This is a genomic window from Aquaspirillum sp. LM1 (assembly GCF_002002905.1).
In the GTDB taxonomy this organism is placed as follows: domain Bacteria; phylum Pseudomonadota; class Gammaproteobacteria; order Burkholderiales; family Aquaspirillaceae; genus Rivihabitans.
In genome coordinates, this window is record NZ_CP019509.1 from 3,765,601 (window position 1) to 3,785,086 (window position 19,486).

General features: G+C 62.2%; 16 protein-coding genes. 6 read left to right on the top strand and 10 right to left on the bottom strand.

What is annotated here, in order from left to right:
- Positions 1-2: 2 nt before the first annotated feature.
- From BXU06_RS16260 to BXU06_RS16270, 3 genes are read right to left on the bottom strand one after another with little or no spacing between them, the layout of a single operon-like run.
- On the bottom strand, positions 3-401 hold the full coding sequence (locus tag BXU06_RS16260; RefSeq protein ID WP_077302042.1) for a carboxymuconolactone decarboxylase family protein: 399 nt from the start codon (positions 399-401) through the stop codon (positions 3-5).
- Positions 402-431: 30 nt separating this feature from the next.
- Entirely contained in the window at positions 432-1,100 is a 669-nt protein-coding gene (locus BXU06_RS16265) for a lytic transglycosylase domain-containing protein (protein WP_077302045.1), read from the bottom strand.
- A gap of 1 nt (position 1,101) precedes the next feature.
- A complete protein-coding gene (locus BXU06_RS16270; protein WP_077302048.1) occupies positions 1,102-2,811 on the bottom strand; it encodes a proline--tRNA ligase in 1,710 nt (569 codons plus the stop codon).
- A gap of 276 nt (positions 2,812-3,087) precedes the next feature.
- Here BXU06_RS16270 and kup point away from each other — a divergent pair, with 276 nt between their 5' ends.
- A complete protein-coding gene (kup, locus tag BXU06_RS16275) occupies positions 3,088-4,962 on the top strand; it encodes a low affinity potassium transporter Kup (RefSeq protein WP_077302051.1) in 1,875 nt (624 codons plus the stop codon).
- A gap of 149 nt (positions 4,963-5,111) precedes the next feature.
- Here the strand turns inward: kup and ampD are convergent, their stop codons facing one another.
- Positions 5,112-5,678, bottom strand: coding sequence for a 1,6-anhydro-N-acetylmuramyl-L-alanine amidase AmpD (gene ampD / locus BXU06_RS16280; RefSeq protein ID WP_077302989.1), 567 nt, complete (start codon positions 5,676-5,678; stop codon positions 5,112-5,114).
- A gap of 273 nt (positions 5,679-5,951) precedes the next feature.
- Here ampD and BXU06_RS16285 point away from each other — a divergent pair, with 273 nt between their 5' ends.
- The gene (locus BXU06_RS16285) at positions 5,952-6,476 is read left to right on the top strand and encodes a hemerythrin domain-containing protein (protein WP_077302054.1); all 525 of its coding nucleotides are present in this window, start codon (positions 5,952-5,954) and stop codon (positions 6,474-6,476) included.
- 84 nt (positions 6,477-6,560) lie between these two features.
- Here BXU06_RS16285 and tal read toward each other — a convergent pair whose 3' ends face one another.
- Positions 6,561-7,619: a transaldolase gene (tal, locus tag BXU06_RS16290; RefSeq protein ID WP_077302057.1), complete on the bottom strand. Its 1,059-nt coding sequence runs from the start codon at positions 7,617-7,619 to the stop codon at positions 6,561-6,563.
- A 316-nt stretch (positions 7,620-7,935) separates the two neighbouring features.
- On the opposite strand from tal, the gene BXU06_RS16295 reads away from it, so the two are divergent.
- Positions 7,936-9,108 carry a hypothetical protein gene (locus BXU06_RS16295; protein ID WP_077302060.1) on the top strand — a complete coding sequence of 391 codons (1,173 nt, stop codon included), beginning with the start codon at positions 7,936-7,938 and terminating at the stop codon, positions 9,106-9,108.
- Positions 9,109-9,114: 6 nt separating this feature from the next.
- A complete protein-coding gene (locus BXU06_RS17940) occupies positions 9,115-13,227 on the top strand; it encodes a tetratricopeptide repeat protein (RefSeq protein ID WP_077302063.1) in 4,113 nt (1,370 codons plus the stop codon).
- Positions 13,228-13,274: 47 nt separating this feature from the next.
- Here BXU06_RS17940 and BXU06_RS16305 read toward each other — a convergent pair whose 3' ends face one another.
- From BXU06_RS16305 to phoB, 4 genes are all read right to left on the bottom strand, one after another.
- On the bottom strand, positions 13,275-14,234 hold the full coding sequence (locus tag BXU06_RS16305; protein ID WP_077302066.1) for a cytosolic protein: 960 nt from the start codon (positions 14,232-14,234) through the stop codon (positions 13,275-13,277).
- Positions 14,235-14,345: 111 nt separating this feature from the next.
- Positions 14,346-15,026 (bottom strand): DUF4351 domain-containing protein, encoded by a 681-nt coding sequence (locus tag BXU06_RS16310; RefSeq protein ID WP_077302069.1) that lies wholly within the window; start codon positions 15,024-15,026, stop codon positions 14,346-14,348.
- 3 nt (positions 15,027-15,029) lie between these two features.
- Positions 15,030-16,331, bottom strand: coding sequence for a phosphate regulon sensor histidine kinase PhoR (phoR, locus tag BXU06_RS16315; RefSeq protein WP_077302072.1), 1,302 nt, complete (start codon positions 16,329-16,331; stop codon positions 15,030-15,032).
- Positions 16,332-16,382: 51 nt separating this feature from the next.
- Entirely contained in the window at positions 16,383-17,072 is a 690-nt protein-coding gene (phoB, locus tag BXU06_RS16320; protein ID WP_077302075.1) for a phosphate regulon transcriptional regulator PhoB, read from the bottom strand.
- 162 nt (positions 17,073-17,234) lie between these two features.
- On the opposite strand from phoB, the gene BXU06_RS16325 reads away from it, so the two are divergent.
- Positions 17,235-17,534: a lipid-A-disaccharide synthase N-terminal domain-containing protein gene (locus BXU06_RS16325; protein WP_077302078.1), complete on the top strand. Its 300-nt coding sequence runs from the start codon at positions 17,235-17,237 to the stop codon at positions 17,532-17,534.
- A gap of 169 nt (positions 17,535-17,703) precedes the next feature.
- Here the strand turns inward: BXU06_RS16325 and yedA are convergent, their stop codons facing one another.
- Positions 17,704-18,588, bottom strand: coding sequence for a drug/metabolite exporter YedA (gene yedA, locus BXU06_RS16330; RefSeq protein ID WP_077302991.1), 885 nt, complete (start codon positions 18,586-18,588; stop codon positions 17,704-17,706).
- Between the two features lie 141 nt (positions 18,589-18,729).
- Between yedA and BXU06_RS16335 the strand changes: the two genes are divergently transcribed.
- The gene (locus BXU06_RS16335; RefSeq protein ID WP_253189486.1) at positions 18,730-19,191 is read left to right on the top strand and encodes an Lrp/AsnC family transcriptional regulator; all 462 of its coding nucleotides are present in this window, start codon (positions 18,730-18,732) and stop codon (positions 19,189-19,191) included.
- The last annotated feature ends 295 nt before the right edge of the window (positions 19,192-19,486 follow it).

Genomic DNA, 19,486 nt, shown 5'->3' on the forward strand with positions numbered 1-19,486 from the left:
GCTCAGTCGGCCTGATCCGGCAGGCTTAAGCCCAGTTCGTTCAGCACTTCCCGCGCGGCGCGAAAGCCTTCCACCGCCGCTGGCGCGCCGGCGTACACCGCACTGTGCAACAGCACTTCGCGCAATTCCACCAGCGAGGCACCATTGTTGATGGCACCGCGCACATGGCCTTTCAGCTCGGTGCTGCGTCCCAGCGCCGCCAGCATGCCCACCGTCACCAGGCTGCGGGTTTTCAGATCGATGCCGCCGCGCTGCCAGGTAGCGCCCCAGGCGTGCTCGGTAATGTACTCCTGCAGCGGGCGGGAAAACCCGTCTAGCTCGGAGAAGGCGCGATCGACAAACGCCTGGCCCATCACTTGGGTGCGGGTGGCCAGGCCACGGTCGAAGTCTTGCTGGCTCATGGATAAAGTTTCCTTGCTTGGCGCACGCCTTCAGCAGCTGGCGCGCGCGGGATGGGCGCTGTCACAGCGTGGAGCGGGGCTGCCGCTCAGTTGGGCGCGGCGCAGTGGGTCGTCCTGGTAGGCCCAGTGCCGCCGCCAGGCCCCCAGTACCAGATCGGGGTAGTCGGCTTTGCCCAGGCTGCCGTTGTAGCGGCCCAGCGCGCGAAACAGGTCGCCGCGTTCGCGGTCGAGGTAGTGGCGCAGGATGGTGCAGCCGTAGCGCAGATTGGTGGTGAGGTCGAACAGGCTGTGTTCGGCCACGCCAATCTGGCGCACCCAGAACGGCATCACCTGCATCAGCCCACGCGCGCCAGCCGGCGAAATAGCGTACTTGTTGAAACCGCTTTCCACCTGAATCAGGCCCAGCACCATCTGTGGGTCGAGCCCGGCGCGGGTGGCTTCGTAGTGCACGGCGGTGAGCAGGCGGCGGCGCATGAATTCATCTGGCACCTTGCTGGCCAGCCGGGCGGACATGGCATCCAGCCAGGCCTGGGCTTCCTGTGGCTGGTCGAACACCAGCCGGGGCGGGTTGGGGTCTACCAGTGCCCGGCGCAGGGTCGAGGCCACATTGGCGGCCAGGTCTTCCTCACGCTGGGCACCAGCCCACACCGGGCCGGCCAGCGTCAGGCACAGCAGCGCCAGTAGCCCGCACCTGCGCATCTCAGGCACTCAGACGCGCCTGCACCCAGGCGGCAATGTCGGTCAGCGCCACACTGGTGGCGGCGGCATCACGGCGGGCCTGGTATTCCACCATGCCTTCCTTCAGGCCACGGTCGCCAATCACCACCCGGTGCGGAATGCCAATCAGCTCGCAGTCGGCCAGCAGCACGCCGGGGCGTTCGTCGCGGTCGTCCAGCAGCACATCCACGCCAGCGGCCTTCAGCTCGGCGTATAGCGCATCGGCAGCGGCCTGCACCGCTTCGCTGCGGCGGTAGCCCATCGGCACGATGCTGACGGTGAACGGGGCCATGGCGTCGGTGAAAATAATGCCACGCTCGTCAAAGTTCTGCTCGATGGCGGCACCCACAATGCGCGACACGCCAATGCCGTAGCAACCCATTTCCATCACTTGCTGCTTGCCGTCGCGGTCCAGGTAGGTGGCACCCATCGCTTCGGAATACTTGGTGCGCAGCTGGAACACATGGCCCACTTCAATGCCGCGACACAGCGCCAGCACGCCCTGGCCATCCGGGCTCGGGTCGCCGTCCACCACATTGCGCAGGTCAGCCACTTCCGGTTCCGGGCAATCGCGGCCCCAGTTCACCCCAGTGTGGTGGGTGTCATCCTGGTTGGCACCGGCAATCATGTCGGCCATCAGCGCCACAGTGCGGTCGGCCACCACCCGGCCACGGAAGCCCACCGGGCCGAGCGAACCCGGCTTGGCACCAAAGGCGTCCTCGATGGCGGCCGGGCTGGCAAACGTCAGCGGCGAGTTGATGCCGGCCAGTTTTTCTGCCTTGATTTCGTTAAGCTGATGGTCACCGCGCAGCAACAGCAGCACCGGCTGCTTGTCATCGCCCTCCACCACCACCGCCTTGATGGTCTGGCGGATGTCGACGTTGAGGAATTCCACCAGTTCGGCGATGGTTTTCACCTTGGGCGTGCTCACTGCCGTCAGCGTCGCAGTGGGGGCCGGGCGCGGCGTGCTCGGGGCCACAGCTTCGGCCAGTTCGATATTGGCGGCGTAGGGTGAGGTCGGGCAGTAGGCAATCACGTCTTCGCCGCTGTCGGCCAGCACCTGGAATTCATGGCTGCCGGTGCCGCCAATCGAGCCCGTATCCGCCGCCACCGGGCGGAAACTCAGGCCCAGACGGGTGAACACCTGGCAGTAGGCGTCGTACATGCCCTGGTAAGTGGTTTTCAGGCTGTCGAAATCGGTGTGGAAAGAATACGCGTCCTTCATGATGAATTCACGCGCGCGCATCACGCCAAAGCGCGGGCGCACTTCGTCGCGGAACTTGGTTTGCACCTGATAGAAATTCAGCGGCAGCTGCTTGTAGCTGCGCACTTCCTTGCGCACGATGTCGGTGATGACTTCTTCGTGGGTGGGGCCGACACAGAACTCGCGCTCATGGCGGTCTTTCAGGCGCAGCAACTCCTTGCCGTAAAACTCCCAGCGACCAGATTCCTGCCACAGTTCAGCCGGCTGCACTGCCGGCATCAGCAATTCGATGGCACCCGCGCGGTCCATTTCTTCGCGCACGATGCGTTCAACTTTTTTCAGCACCCGGTAACCCAGCGGCATCCAGCTGTACAGGCCGCTGGCCAGACGCTTGATCAGGCCGGCACGCAGCATCAGCTTGTGGCTGGGCAGTTCGGCTTCGGAAGGCGCTTCCTTGAGGGTGGACAGAAAAAATTGCGAGGCGCGCATGAGTGGAGTTCCTGGAAGTTGGCGGGCGAGGGAGCGATGTCAGTCTGCCATTGTAACGAGGGCGGGGTTTATTGCACAAATGGCAGGGCTTGCGTACCCGCCCTGCATCCGGGTGGCGACAGGCAGGGCAGCAGCTGACAGGTGTCGCGATTGTGCAACGCAATAGCGCACAGAAGAACCATTCCGGTGCATTCCTGTCGCCACCTTGACGGTAAGAGTTGGCGCAACACCGTAAAGTTACTACCATTCGGGTTTGGCACCTCTCCGGCTTCTCATATGTCCTCTGCTTCCGGCCACAAACCGGCGCTGCCTGCGCTAACCCTTGCTGCCTTAGGGATTGTTTACGGCGACATCGGCACCAGCCCGCTGTATACGCTGAAAGAATGTTTCAGCGCCCACACCCACCTGACCCCCACGGTGGCCAATGTAAACGGCATTCTGTCGCTTATTTTCTGGTCGATCATCTTTGTGGTCACCCTCAAGTACATCTCGTTTGTGCTGCGTGCCGACAACAAGGGCGAAGGCGGCATTCTCACCCTGGCGGCGCTGGCCGGACGCCGGCTGAACGGACTGCCCAGTGTATTGGTGCTGGTGCTGGGCTTGCTGGGGGCCGGGCTGTTTTTTGGTGAAGTGGTGATCACCCCGGCCATTTCCGTGCTGTCTGCGGTGGAAGGGCTGGAAGTGGTGGCCCCTGAACTGGAGGCCTATATCCTGCCGCTGGCGCTGGGCGTGCTGATTGCGCTGTTCCTGATCCAGAAAAGCGGCACCGCCAAGGTGGGCGCATTTTTTGGCCCGATCATGGGATTGTGGTTCCTCACCCTGGGGGCGTTGGGGGTGCACGGCATTCTCAGTCAGCCGGCGGTGCTGCAGGCCATCAACCCGATGTACGGGCTGAACTTCCTGCTAGATCACGGCTGGGCCAGCCTGCTGGCGCTGGGGTCGGTGGTGCTGGCGCTGACCGGGGCCGAGGCGCTGTACGCCGACATGGGCCACTTTGGCCGCAAGCCAATCCGCTACGCCTGGTTCAGCCTGGTATTGCCGGCCTTGCTGCTCAACTACTTTGGCCAGGGCGCACACCTGCTGAGCAACCCGGAAGCAGTGGAAAACCCGTTTTTCCACCTGGCACCGGACTGGGCCACCATGCCGCTGGTGATTCTGGCCACGGCGGCCACGGTGATTGCCTCGCAGGCGGTGATTTCCGGCGTGTTTTCGCTCACCCGTCAGGCGGTGCAGCAAGGGCTGCTGTCGCGGCTGACCATTCAGCACACCTCCGACCATGAAATCGGCCAGATCTATATTCCGGCAGTGAACTGGATGCTGCTGGCGTCGGTGATTGTGGTGGTGCTGGTATTCCAGACCTCCAGCGCGCTGGCTGCTGCCTACGGCATTGCCGTGACTGGCACCATGATCATCACCTCGATTCTGGCCTGCACCGTGGCCCGCCGCCAGTGGGGCTGGCCGCTGGCCGCCGCGCTGTCGCTGCTGACCGTATTGCTGGTCATTGACGTGCCGTTCTTTATTGCCAACGTGCTCAAGCTGTTCTCTGGTGGCTGGCTGCCGCTGGTGATTGGCTGCATGATGTTCATCATCATGAGCACCTGGCGGCGTGGCCGCGAGCTGCTGTTGCAGCGCCTGCAGGAACAGGCCTTGCCGCTGGATTCGTTCATCGACAACCTGGAAACCTATCCGCCCACCCGGGTGCAGGGCACGGCAGTGTTTCTGAACAGCGCCACGCTGGGGGTGCCGCATGCGCTGCTGCACAACCTCAAGCACAACAAGGTGCTGCACGAACGCATCGTGCTGCTGACCGTGCAAAACGTGGACGAGCCATACATCAAGCCAGAAAACCGGGTGACGGTGACCCAGCTGTCGGCCAGCTTCTGGCAGGTGGTGGCGCGTTACGGCTTCAAGGAAATGCCCAATGTGCCGGAAATTCTCGAACTGTGCGCGGCCAGGGGGCTGGAGTTCGAATCCATGGACACCTCGTTCTTCCTGTCGCGTGAGACGCTGATTTCCACCGACCGCCCCGGCATGGCGCGCTGGCGGGAAAAGCTGTTTGTACTGCAGTCGAAGAATGCCCTGCGCGCCACCGATTTCTTCCAGATTCCGGCCAACCGGGTGGTAGAAATGGGCACGCAGGTGGAGCTGTAAGAACGTGTTCAAAGCCTAGCGAACGACGGGTCAGCCAAGGCGAAATGAACCAAAAAGGCGCAGTTGACACGCGGTCAATGCGCATTTTGGGGGCATTTCAACGCAGGATCACCCGAGTCTCGCAGACGTTGAACACACGCTAAGCGCGCTCAGGCCTCGCCCGGCCACACCGGTAGCCCGCACACTGCTGCCGCCCGCACCCAGTCAAACGACGGGCCGGGATCGGTTTTGCGGCCAGGGGCAATCTGCTCGTGGCCGGTCATTTCCACCAGCGGCAGCTGGCTGGCCAGCAGCGTGACCAGCTGGCCCAGCCGGGTGTACTGGGCGTCGGTATAGGTCAGTTCGCCAGTGCCTTCCAGTTCCACGCCCAGGGCAAAGTCATTGCACACCGGACGGCCACGCCAGCACGACGCCCCGGCGTGCCAGGCGCGCTGCGCGGTGCTGACAAACTGCACCAGCTCGCCATCCCGGCGAATCAGAAAATGCGCCGATACCCGCAATGCGGCAATCCAGTGGTAGTCCGGATGGGCGTTAGGGTCCAGCGTATTGGTGAACAGCCGCTCGATATCATCGCCGCCAAACTGGCCAGGGGGCAGGCTGATATGGTGTACCACCAGCAGGCAGGGAGGTTCCGGCTGGGCATCGTGATTGGGCGAGGGCACATGTCGGGCCGGGTGAACCCAGCCGGCGGCATCCAGAGTCAGAGGGGCGAACATGGCGGGCGGGCCGGTGTGGAAGAAGCCCGCATGATAGCGCAACGGCTTGCATCCGGTAGCCACCGCCCATCCCCTGTGTGACAAGGAGGCATCGCCGCCACATAAGGCGCGTTCTCCGTGGCGCGCGCTGGCTGTTTCTCACCCGACAAGGTGCCTGCCGCATGAATCTTTTGCGTCAGCATCGCCAGCTTGTTGCACAATATCCGCGACAGAACTGTTTGCCCAGCCGGCTTTACCGGCTTGGCAAACCGTTTTGATCTCTTGGAGTTTTTCATGTTGCCATCCGAACCGCTGGCCAGCCCGGCTGCCGCCAGCTTTGACGCCCCGCTGGACATGCTCACCACCTGTCATCAAAAGGTGCTGCGCTTCTGCGCCCAGCTGGAAAAGCTGCCGGGCTACCTGGACACGCACGGCATCACCCCCACCGTGGTGACCACGCTGGAAGGGGTGTTGCGCTACTTTGACGTGGCTGGCCCGCTGCACCACGCCGACGAAGAGCGCGACCTGTTTCCGCTACTGGCGCAACGCGCACCGGACAGCCAGCCGCTGCTGACCGAAATTGCCATTGAACACATCACCCTGGAAGGCATGTGGAGCCGTCTGCGTGAACAGCTGCAGGCGGTGAATGCCGGTGAAGCGCAGGCGCTGGATGTGCATCTGAGTCAGGCCTTTGTCCAGCGCTACCGCGCGCACATCGACCACGAAGAAAACCAGCTGCTGCCGCTGGCGCATCAACTGCTCAGCGCCGATGAGCTGGAACAGATTGGCGACACCATGAGCGCACGCCGCCGCGACTGAGCCCCTACCCGGCTGAGCTGACAAACAATCTGCCCCGCGCGCCAGAAGGCGGGCGGGGCAGATTATCCCAGCAAGGTGCAGGCCTCAGGCGGTCAGTGCCAGCAAGGCAGCAAACGCCTCGTCAAACAGCTTCAGCCCGTCGCGCTGCAGTTGCTCGCCAATGGCCGACACATCCACGCCAGCCGCCGCCACCCCGGCCAGCACAGCCTGACTGTCTGCCGGATCACTCAAGGTATCCGCCGCCACGCCATGGTCGCGAAACGCCAGCAGGGTGGCGTCCGGCACGGTGTTCACCGTGCGCGGGCCGATCAGGCTTTCCACATACAGCACATCAGAGTAAGCCGGGTTTTTGGTGCCGGTGCTGGCCCACAGCAGCCATTGCGGCTGCGCGCCAGCCTGACTCAGCTCGGCCCAGGCCGGGCTGTCCAGCCGCGCCTGCCAGCGGGCGTACACATCGCGCGCCAGCGCCACGGCGGTTTTGCCGCGCAGGGCCTCGGGCAATTGCCCATCCAGCAGGCTATCAATCCGAGACAGGAAAAAACTGGCCACCGAACGCACCTGCCCCACCGGCAGACCGTCGGCCAGCCGGGCGCGCAGACCGGCTTCATGGGCCGCCCAGGTGGCCTCCACCTGCGCCAGCGAAAACAGCAGGGTGATATTGACGTTGATTCCTTCGTGAATCAGCGTGGCAAGCGCAGCCACACCCGCTGCGGTGGCCGGCACCTTGATCATGGCGTTGGGCCGGTCAATTTCCTGCCACAAACGGCGGGCGGCGTTCAGCGTGCCAGCCTCGTCGTGAGCCAGCTCGGGCGACACCTCCAGGCTGACATAGCCGTCATCGCCGCCGCTGGCACGGTATTGGTCCAGCAGCAAATCGCAGGCGGCCTGAATATCGGGAATCACCAACTGCTCGTAACGCTGCTCGGCGTCGAGGTCGGGCAGTGCTTTCAGCGCCAGCAGCGCGGTGGCGTAGCGGGCATCGTCGCGGATGGCCTTGTGGAAAATCGCCGGGTTGGAGGTCACCCCGGCAATCCCGTCCTCGTTGATCCAGCGGGACAATTCACCGCTGTGCAGCAGGTCGCGGGAGAGGTTGTCCAGCCAGATGCGCTGGCCGAACGGACGGATGGCTTGCAATCGATTCATACGGATCTTTCTGGCGGTGCGAAGAGGGCGGAGCACATGCCGCGCAGCGGCAAAACCCCATTATGCCAGCAGCACGGCGCAGGGGAAGCAGGAAATGCGCCACATGGCGCAGAATTCATTTGGCTGTCACGTCACGGGGTGGTGGCGCATGTGCGGAATTTAAACGAATTCGTTTTAAAACGATTGTGTTTTAAAACGAATTCGTTTAAATTCCCTATGCCACCCTAGCCCACCCTGAACACAGGCCGTGAGCTTCTGTTGGCGCTGCCATTCCCCGCTTAGCGGCGCTTAAACACTGCCTCACGGAGATTTTTTCATGTTCTACCGCCAAAAATCCTATGGCCGCAACACCGAAGCCACTGAAATTTATCGTCATTTTTCCGCTGGCCAAGACCTGCACATGCCCGGCCCGCGCCGGCTGGGCAAATCGTTTTTGCTGGATCGTCTGGTGGACGCTGGCCCCGAGCACGGCTGGCGCACCATCAAGATAGAGCTGGCCGGCGTCAGCGATGCTGCAAGCTGTTATGCGCGGCTCAGTGAAGCCATCGGGGCTAGCCTGCCCGCCATGCACAAGATCAAAGTCTGGCTGGCGCAGCACGCGCATCAGGTGTTCAGCAGCAGCAAGCCCGCCGGCAGCAGCCTGCCTCAGCACCTGCTGACCCATGACAGTGAGGGCCATCTGGAGCGCCTGTTGGTCAGCCTGGCCGACGAACCGCAGCCCTTGGCCATTTTGCTGGATGAGCTGCCGATTTTTCTCAGCGCTCTGCACCACAAAGGCCCGGATGGCGTGGCTCAGGCGCGCGAGTTCATGAACACCCTCAGCCGCATGCGCGACAAGGCGCGCCATGTGCGCTGGCTGATCACTGGCTCGATTGGCATTGACCCTCTGGCGCGTTTTGGTCAGTATCAGGGCGCGCTGGCCAAATACACCTTGTACCGTCTGGCACCGTTGATGGCCGGGCAAGCCAAGGACTTACTGCAAGACAGTGCAACGGATGGCCAGTTGATCCACCGTCAGCGCATCACCGACGCCGAAGCGCAGGCGCTGATTGAGCAAACCGGCTGGCTGTCGGCGTTCTATCTGCTGGAGCTGGCCGGGTGCTTGCGCGGCGCGCCCTGTGAGGATGCCGCACAGGCGGCGCAACAAGTAGAAAACGCCGCCGCTAAGCTGCTGGGTGACGCCAATAGCAATACGTTTTCCACCTGGGAAGAACACCTGCGCAAACATTATCCCGACCCGCAACGCGGCCAGGTCTTTGCCCTGCTGGCCGAACTGGCGCTTCGCCCCGGCCCGCACACCCTGAACACCCTGCTGGCCGGGCTGGCCGACGCCACCGTCAGCGAGCCATCATTGCGCGCGCTGTTGTTGCGCCTGGATGGCGAAGGCTTTGTCAGCGTCGACTGGGACAATGCCGACTCGCCCACCTTGATGTTTCGCAACCCTCTGCTGCGGCGCTGGTGGGCACGCTATCAACCCACCGCCGCGTAAACCGCCATGGACCTGACCTTTTTTAACCCGCGCGCACAAAAAGAAGCCGACTTTCTGGCCGCATTTTGCGCACGGCAAAACACCCTGGAATTTTTTCTGCGCCAATTGCGTCGCCTGGCGGGCCGTCCGGTGTCGGCACAGCACCATTTGATTGTCGCCCCGCGCGGCTATGGCAAAACCTCGCTGCTGCGGCGCATCGCCATCGCCATCCGCCAGGACGACAGCCTGCGCGCGCACTGGCTGCCGCTGAGCTTTCGCGAGGAACAGCACAACGTCATCAGTCTGGACGTGCTCTGGCAGAACTGCCTGCAATCACTGCAAGAAGCCCTGGACAGCGAAGGCGCCGACGACGCCATGCTGGACGCGCTGGACGACGTGATCGACCAGCACGCCCCGCGCAGCCAGCTCAAGCGCGAAGCACAAGACGGCCGCCCGGCAGAAGCCTATTTAATGGACTACTGCCGCCGCCATGGCCGCCGCCCGCTGCTGCTGATCGACAATCTGGACGCCCTGCTGGCCGGGCTGAGCACCGAACACCAATGGGCCTGGCGCGCCAGCCTGCAAGCGGCAAACGGCCCTGTGCTGCTGGCCGCCGCCGCGCGCTACCCAGATGCCCTGCGCGACCACGACGCGGCGTTTTATGATTTTTTCCGCCTCCACCCGCTGGAGCGGTTGAGCGACGCCGAAGTGATGCAATGCTTAAGCCACATCGCCCGCCAGCGCGGCGACAAAGGCGTGGCGGTGCTTAATCAGCTTCAGCGCCAGCCCGGCAAAATCGCCACGCTCAACACCCTGGCCGGCGGCAACCCGCGCACCCTCAGCGTGCTGTACAGCGTGCTGGAAGCGCATATGAACGAAGACGTGCTGGACAACCTCAGCGCCATGCTGGATCAATTCACCGGCTGGTATCAGGCGCGCACCGAAGAGTTGCCCATGCAGGCGCGCGCCGTATTCGACGCCGTCGCCCTGCACTGGGACCCGATCACCGCCGCCCAGCTGGCCAGCGTCACCGGCCTGGAGGTCACCGTCGTCAACAGCCAGCTGTCGCGGCTGGACAAACAAGGCTATATCGAAGCCGTCAAACTATCCCACAGCGGCAAAGGCCGCAACGCCTACCAAGTCAGCGAGCGCTTTTACAATATCTGGTATCTGATGCGTCACGGCTCACGCCGCCTGGAGCGGCGCATCCGCTTTCTCACCGCCTTTTTGCAAAGCCTGTACACCCCGGACGAATGCCAGCAACTGGGTGAGCGCCTGCTGCAACGCCCCCGCGTTGAACCTGCCACCGCGCTGGCGCTGGCGCATAACCTGCCGGCCAGTGAGATGCGCCAACGCCTGCTGAACGCCGTGGAAGCGCAGTTGGACGATGACGCCAGCCTGGCGCAGGAATACCACAAAGTGCGGCGCATTCTGGCTGAGCAAGACCAGGCCGCCAGCTCATCCTCGCGCATCCCCCCATGGCCGGAGTCGGTGGCGACGCTGATAGAGCAAGAGCGTTATACACAAGCCGAAGTGGTGCTGCGTCAGGCCTTAGCGCACACCCCAGACGATGCTTCGCTGTGGTTTCACCTGGGCCGGTTGCTGCACAAGCATCTAGGGCGCTACGAGGAGGCGGAAGCGGCCTACCGGCAAGCCATTGAGTTAGATGCCAAGGATGCCACTCCGTGGAATGGCCTGGGCCATCTGCTGCAATATCGTTTGGCGCACTACGAGGAGGCAGAGGCGGCCTACCTGCAGGCGATTAAGTTAGATGCCAAGTATGCCAATCCGTGGAATGGTCTGGGCAATCTGCTGCAATATCGCTTGGCGCGCTACGACGAGGCAGAGGCGGCCTACCTGCAGGCTATTAAGTTAGATGCCAAGTATGCCAATCCGTGGAATGGTCTGGGCAATCTGCTGCAATATCGCTTGGCGCGCTACGACGAGGCAGAGATGGCCTACCGGCAAGCCATTGAGTTAGATGCTAAGGATGCCTATCCGTGGAATGGCCTGGGCCATCTGCTGCAACGTCGTTTGGCGCGCTACGATGAGGCAGAGACGGCCTACCGGCAGGCCATTAAGTTAGATGCCAAGTACGCCAATCCGTGGAATGGTCTGGGCAATCTGCTGCAACATCGTTTGGCGCGCTACGACGAGGCAGAGACGGCCTACCGGCAGGCGATTGAGTTAGATGCCAAGTATGCCTATCCGTGGAATAACCTGGGCAATCTGCTGCACTATCGTTTGGCGCGCTACGACGAGGCAGAGGCAGCCTACCGACAGGCGATTGAGTTAGATGCCAAGTATGCTACTCCGTGGAATGGCCTAGGCAATTTGTTGCACTATCGTTTGGCGCGCTACGACGAGGCAGAGGCGGCCTACCGACAAGCGATTGAGTTAAATGCCAAGGATGCCACTCCGTGGGCTGGCCTGGGCGATCTGCTGCAAGATCATTTGGCGCGCTACGACGAGGCGGAGGCGGCCTACCGGCAAGCCATTGCATTAGATGCCAAGGACGCCACTCCATGGGCTAACCTGGGCAATCTGCTGCACTATCGTTTGGCGCGTTACGATGAGGCAGAGGCGACCTACCAGCAAGCCATTGCGTTAGATGCCAAGGATGCCGCTCCGTGGAATGGTCTGGGCCATCTGCTGCAAGATCATTTGGCGCGCCATGACGAGGCAGAGGCAGCCTACCGGCAAGCCATTGAGTTAGATGCCAAGGACGCCACTCCGTGGACTAACCTGGGCAATCTGCTGCAAGATCATTTGGCGCGCTACGACGAGGCAGAGGCAGCCTACCGGCAAGCCATTGAGTTAGATGCCAAGGATGCCTATCCGTGGAATGGCTTGGGCAATCTGCTGAAAAATCATTTGGGGCGCTACGACGAGGCAGAGGTGGCCTACCGGCAAGCGATTGCGTTAGATGCCAAGGATGCCACTCCGTGGGCTAATCTGGGCAATTTGCTGCAAGCTTATTTTGCGCGCTACGACGAGGCAGAGGTAGCCTACCAGCAGGCGATTGTGCTGGATGCTGAGGATGTCTTTCCGTGGGCTTGCTTGGGTTACCTGCTGCAATATCATTTGGCGCGCCCCGACGAGGCGGAGGCGGCGTATCGGCAGGCAATTGTACTGGATGCCAAGAATGTTGTTCTGTGGGCTTGCTTGGGTGACCTGCTGCAAATTCACATGGCGCGCTACGAGGAAGCAGAAGCGTCCTATCGGCAAGCCATTGCGCTGGATGCCAAGTTTGCTTATTCGTGGAATGGCTTAGGTAACCTGCTGCAAGAGCATTTGGAGCGCTACGACGAGGCGGAGGCGGCTTACCGGCAGGCGATTGAGTTAGATGCTAAGAATGCCCGTCCATGGACTAACCTGGGCAATCTGCTGCAAGAGCATTTGGCGCGCTACGACGAAGCGGAGGCGGCCTACCGGCAAGCCATTGAGTTAGATGCCAAGTATGCCTATCCGTGGAATGGCCTGGGCAATCTGCTGCAATATCATTTGGTGCGCTACGAAGAAGCTGAGGCCGCATATCGGCGGGCGATTGAATTGGATTCAGCGCTCAGTGATCTCTGGAATCGTCTGGGCAATCTCCGGCAGGATCGTCTCGGTTGGCTAGATGCCGCCCAAGAGGCGTATCTGGCTGGTTTGGCGCTGGAGCCTGATAATGGTTTCCTGAACACCAATCTGGCGTATTTGCTCAGTTTGCGTTTGCAGCAGCCTCGGGTGGCACAGCCTTATCTGGAAAAAGCGCTGAACTCGGTATGGCTATCTACCGCTGGGCAGCGTTTGTTGCATGCGCTGGCGCAGGCATCCGCCGGCCCGGCTTCGGTGTGGTCAGCGGTGCAGCAGGCCTTGGCCAGCGAAGACCCTGAGTTATTCGGTTCTTATCAAAACGAGTTGCAGCGCCTGTTGGTCTGGCTGGTGGAGCAGGGGCATGGCGCCGAGATGCGTGTGCAGATGCTGGCCGATAAGTATGACGAGCGCTATGCGCCTTTGTATCACGCGGTGATTGCCCTGCTGGATGGGGAGGATCATTTGCTGACGATCAACCCGGAAACCCGCAGCGCAGCGCAGCGCTTGTATGCGGGCATGGTGCAGATGCGCCGTTGCTGGCGGGTGCCGCTGGCTGGTTGAGGACAGGGGACGGCGCGCCATCCGCTGGCTGGTGCGCCTGACGTGGTTTACTGGGCAAACACCCCGGCCAGACTGTCCGCATCCAGCGCCCGATCCAGCCATAACTCCAACTCATCAATGCTGGCGGCTTGCAGGCGGGCGAGCACGTCTTCCGACAGCGGACCGAAGCGTTTTTGCAGTAGGCGGCGCAGGGCGTAGGCTTCGCCCTTGGCGATGCCGCTTTGCTCGCCCTCCAGACGGCCCTGCAGCAAGCCCTTCTCAATCCCAATCTGCTCCACAGAAGTCACGTAACGCATTTTTTCTTGCTCCTCAAGCACTTCGATATTGTGCCACAGCGACCGTTTCAACTGCTCTGGCAGCCGCATCATCCAGTCCATCACGCTGAACAGATCAATCACCCGCTGTTTGTCCCAGCCACGCTGGTATAACAACTGCACCAGCTTCCACTTGGCGGCAAAGCGGGCGTGCATGTCTTGCCGGGTGGCCTGGGTCAGCAGGTGGGCCAGGGTGACCAGGGCAAAGGGGTTGGGGTTGCTGTACAGCGCGTCCTGATCTTGCCCGTAATCCAGCAGCTTGGCCGTGGGGAAATTCAGCACAATCGAACAGCCCAGCGCCTGATAGCTAAACTGGCTGGGTCGCCAGTTGGCGGTGGTGTCGGCTAACAAGGCCAGGCTGGCAATCGGCTGCCGGTAACGATCAAACAGCCGGTAGTGATAGACAAACATCCGCTCGGCAAATTCTGCCTGGGCGCTGCCTTGCACTTCCAGGTGCACATACACCCAGCGCTCGCTGCCGTCTTGCAGGGCCACCTTGGCCAGTTTATCGACAAAGCGCTTGCCCAGTTCAGCATCCTGCACCACGGCGCGCAGTTCCTGATCGAGAAATTCATGACCACGCGCCCAGTTTATTTGCTGGCTGGCGTGGTGAAAGTAAAAGGTGATGAACTCGGGAAAGTAATGCTCAACGGCGTCTTTCCACGGGCTGTCGTAGTCGTCGGGGGTGTCCATGCGGGGCTTTCGGGCAGTGGTGACGCGCTCAGCATAGGACAGGATACGGGCATAAGCTATTCGGAGAAATACGCAATCGGGCGGCTGAACCACCGCCCGCGCACAACAGCATTACTGGCTAAACACCCCGGCCAGGTTGTCCGCATCCAGCGCCCGATCCAGCCATAACTCCAACTCATCAATGCTGGCGGCTTGCAGGCGAGTGGGCACGTCTTCCGACAGCGGACCGAAGCGTTTTTCCAGCAGACGGCGCAGTGCTTTTGCCTCGCCGCTTTGCTCGCCTTCCAGACGGCCCTGCATCAAGCCCTGCAACATTCCTTGCTGCATCCCCTTCTCAATCCCGATCTGCTCCACAGAAGTCACGTAACGCATTTTTTCTTGCTCCTCAAGCACTTCGATATTGTGCCACAGCGACCGTTTCAGGTGCTCTGGCAAGCGCATCATCCAGTCCATCACGCTGAACAGATCAATCACCCGCTGTTTGTCCCAGCCGCGCTGGTATAACAACTGCACCAGCTTCCACTTGGCGGCGAAGCGGGCGTGCATGTCTTGCCGGGTGGCTTGGGTGAGTAAATGGGCCAGGGTGACCAGGGCGAATGGGTTGGGGTTGTGATAGAGCTGGTCTTGATCGGCTGCGTAGTCCAGCAGCTTCACCGCCGGAAAGCGCAGTTCGTGTTCGCAGCCCAAAACCGCAAATCCAAACCGGTTTGGCCGCCAATTGGCGGTGGTGTCGGCTAACACCGCCAAACTGGCCACCGGCTGGCGGTAGCGGTCATACAGGCGGTAGTTCAAGCCTTACGCGCCCGGTGCCAGATGGTCGGCGTTGAACCACACTGAAAACGTGCTGCCGCGCTCCAGCTCGCTGCGCACTTCCAGCCGGGCGTGGTGGCGGGCGAGCACATGTTTGACGATGGCCAGGCCCAGGCCGGTGCCGCCGGTGCCGCGTGAGCGGCCACGGTCGATGCGGTAAAAGCGTTCGGTCAGCCGGGGGATGTGTTGCGGGGCAATGCCGATGCCGGTGTCGCTGACGCTGAACACGCCGCGTCCACGCTCCATGCGCCAGGCCAGGCGGATGACGCCGTCTTCCGGGGTGTAGCGCACGGCGTTGGACACCAGGTTGCCAAACGCGCTGTGCAGTTCGCTGGCGTTGCCCCACAGGCTGGCGCTGTCGCAGGCATCCAGTACGATCTGGTGGCGGCCCTGCGACAGGCCTTCGGCTTCCACGCGCAGGGTGTTGAGCAGCGCGGCCATGTCCACTTTTTCCAGGGTGGTGGTTTTGCTGCCGTTTTCCAGCCGCGACAGGGTGAGCAGGTCTTCCACCAGGCTTTGCATGCGCTTGGCCTGTTCCATCATCATCGGCAGAAACTGGCGGGTGACGTCCGGGGTGGGCTCGGGCATGTCGGCCAGGGTTTCCAGAAAGCCGCCAATCACTGTCAGCGGGGTGCGCAGTTCGTGCGACACGTTGGCCACAAAATCGCGGTGGACGGTCTGCACCCGATCCAGCTGGGTGATATCGCGAGAAATCAGCAGCTTGCGGGTGGAGTCAAACGGCACCAGCTGCACCGACAGCACCTGTTCCACCGGCTGGCTCAGGCGCAGCAGCAGTGGCTGGCTGTAGTTCTGCGCGGTGAGGTAGTCGTGAAACCCCGGCTGGCGCACCAGATTGGCCACCATATTGCCCACGTCGCGCTTGCGGTCGAGCTGAAAGTGCTCCACCGCCATCGGGTTGAGCCACTCGATGCGGTCGTGCTCGTCGAGCACCACCACGGCGTCGGGCATGGCTTCACCTGCGTTGATGAAGCGCTCCAGTGCATTGGTCAGCTTTTTTTGCGACAGGCTTTGCTGGCGGCTTTGCCGGTAGAGCGAGGAAAACACGTCCTGCCAGCTGCCCATGCCTTCCGGCACCCGGTCAGGCGCGGGGCTTTCCAGCCAGCGCAGCAGTTTGTTCAGGTAGTAAAGCTGAAAGCCCAGCCAGGCCAGCAGCCCCCCGACTGCCAGCGCCAGACCATACGCGCTGCCCAGCAGGCCGCCCACCAGCAGGGAAGCCAGGGTGAGGCCAAGCAGCCAAAATGCACAACGTTGCAGAAAAGGGCGCATGCGCATCCTTACAGACAGGGGGTGGAAAAACGGCGCAGACGGCCCGCAGGGTCAGGGTTGGGCAGAAAACCGGTAGCCGGTGCCGCGCACGGTCTGAATCAGGCTGTCATGGCGGGAAGGCTCCAGCGCGCTGCGCAGACGGCGGATATGCACATCCACCGTGCGTTCTTCCACAAACACATGGTCACCCCACACCTGATCCAGCAGCTGGGCCCGCGAGTGTACCCGCTCCGGATGGGTCATGAAAAAGTGCAGCAGGCGGAATTCGGTCGGCCCCAGGTCAATCGGCTCGCCATGGCCGTGCACCCGGTGGGTCACCGGGTCAAGCCGCAGGCCGTTGGTGTCCACAGCGTCGTCGGTCATTTGCGGCGCGCGCCGGCGCAGCACCGCCTTGATGCGGGCCTGCAGTTCACGCGGGGAAAACGGCTTGGTGATGTAGTCGTCTGCGCCGGTTTCCAGCCCGGTAATCTTGTCCTGCTCGTCAGAACGGGCGGTGAGCATGATGATCGGCACGCCACGGGTGCGCTCGTCGGCGCGCAGCTTTTTGGCAAACTCCACCCCGGAGGCTCCCGGCAGCATCCAGTCCAGCAAAATCAGGTCGGGCAGGGCGTTTTTCACCAGCGTCATGGCGTTTTCCGCCGAGGCGGCGCGCAGCACGTGATGGCCGGCCTGGGTCAGGTTGAAGGCAATCAGTTCCTGAATGGCCGGCTCGTCTTCGACCAGCAGAATATTGGCGGGCATGGCGATGTTCCGTTTGAAGAAATTATGGCAAGGATAGAAACTTGCTGTTACGGAAACATGACAAGTCGCCAGCTAATTGTTGGCCAGGGGGCAAAAGCTGTCATGTCCCGGTCAAACCACACGGGCAGACTGGGGGCTGTTTCCTTGCTGGCACAGGATCACATGTTACCGGATACCCTGATTGACCGTGTGTGGCTGGCGATTGGCCTGTTGGGCCAATTATTGTTTGCCGGGCGTTTTATCTGGCAGTGGTGGGCCAGCGAAAAACGCGGGCGCAGTGTGGTGCCGGTGGCGTTCTGGTATCTCTCGCTGTCTGGCGGGTTGATTCTGACTGCCTATGCGATTTACCGCCAGGACGTGGTGTTTGCCCTGGGCCAGGCGTCTGGGCTGGCGGTGTACGGGCGGAATTTGCAGTTGATTCGCCGCCGGCTGACCACACGAAGGGCGAAGCCGGCGGGATGAGCGATACCGCGATTCAGGCGGGCCATCCGGTGTGGGCGGCGCTTTGAACACGCTCTTAGAGCCGCTAACAAAACTCAGCGCAGCGGCCCTGGCTAGGCGTGCGGCCGCAGACAGTACAAGCAGTACGGCAAGGCCGCACAACGACGCCAGGGGGTTTTGTTAGCGGCGCTTAGCGCGCCCGCCACTGCGGCAGGCTGATCCATACCACGGCGGCAATGATCACCGCCATGGCCGCCATTTCTGCTGTGCCAATCTGTTCCCCGGCAAACGCCACGCCCAGCCCCACCGCCACCACCGGATTGACGTAGGCGTAGCTGGTGGCCACCGCCGGGCGCACGGTTTTCAGCAGGTACAGATAGGCGGAAAACGCCACCAGCGAGCCAAACACCACCAGATACAGCAGCGCCAACCAGCCTTCCTGCGTAGGCCAGTGCTGCAGGCGCTCACCGCTGAGCAGGCTGCCCAGCGCCAGCACTGTGCCGCCGGCCAGCATTTCTGCCGCCGGGGCCATGGCACCGGCAGGCAGGTCCAGACGTTTGCCCCACACCGAGCCCAATGCCCAGCTGGCCGACGCCAGCAACAACAGCGCCGCTCCCAGTGGGCTGGCCTGCAGATTGGCCCCCAAATTCAGCAGCACGATGCCGCCCAGGCCCAGGGCGATGCCCCACCATTCCCGCGCCGAACCGCGCTGGCCGCCCAGCTGGGCAAACGCCAGGGTAAACAGCGGCACCGTGGCCACCGCCAGCGCGGCCACGCCCGACGCCACCCATTGTTCGGCCAGGGTGACGCCGCCATTGCCCATCGACAGCAAGAGCGTGCCAATCAGCGCCGCATGCCGCCACTGGCGGGCGCTGGGGGCGGGCGCGCCACGCCAGCGCAGCCAGGCGTACAAGGCACCGCCTGCCAGCAAAAACCGGGCGGCGGCCATCAGCAGCGGCGGCCAGCTGGCCACACCAATACGGATGGCCAGATAGGTGGACCCCCAGATCAGGTACAAGGCAGCAAAGGCCGCCAGCAGGTGCCAGCGTGAGGCAACAGGGGTGGGGGCGGACATCAGTCGGGCTCCTGGCAGGTCATCGGACAGCCTTTGATTGTATAAGGCCAAACCGGCAAAATGCACAGCAAAACCATGGTTATTTGCCATAAAAAACTTATAAAATATGATTTTTATGTAATTATCCCTTGGATTATAAAAATGGCAGAACTGGACCGATTTGACCGGCTGATTCTTGAGGCGCTGCAGCACAACGCCCGCTTGTCTGGTGCGGAGCTGGCGCGGCGGGTCAATCTGTCGGCCCCTGCGGTGGCCGAGCGGATGGCCAAGCTGGAGCGCAACGGGGTGATTCGCGGCTATCAGGCAGTGCTCGACCCGGCGCAGCTGGGTTACCCGATTCAATGCCTGATTGAGCTGACTTTGTACCGGGCCGACTATCCGCATGCACAGGCCACGCTGGCGGGGTTTCCCGAGTTGATCGACTGCCACCGGGTGACCGGCGACGCCTGCATGGTGCTCAAGGCGGCGGTGAGTTCAATGGCGCATTTGCAGGCGCTGATTGAGCGCCTCACCGAGCTGGGCGGGACCAAAACGGCGATTATCTTGTCCAGCCCGTTTACTGGCCGTGTGCCACCGTGGCCGGTGGAGGGTGCATCGACGTGAAGCTTGGCTGGTTTGGCCCGCCGGATTGGGCGCGCCAGTCGCCAGTCACGTTGAAACACAAGGGTTCATACAAGCCAGTTTCTGCCGGGTGTCCCGGCTTAATTTTTGTTAAAACAAAACCTGATTTTGCCACAGTGAACTGTCTTCCACGCCCTACCGCGTCATTCCCGCGCAGGCGGGAATCCAGGAGCATCCACAGCGTGCATCGGGTGTGCGCGCTCACCACCGCTCCGCCCCACACCCACGGCGCACGCAGTGGCGTGGTCTGGGTTCCCGCCTGCGCGGAAACGACAAG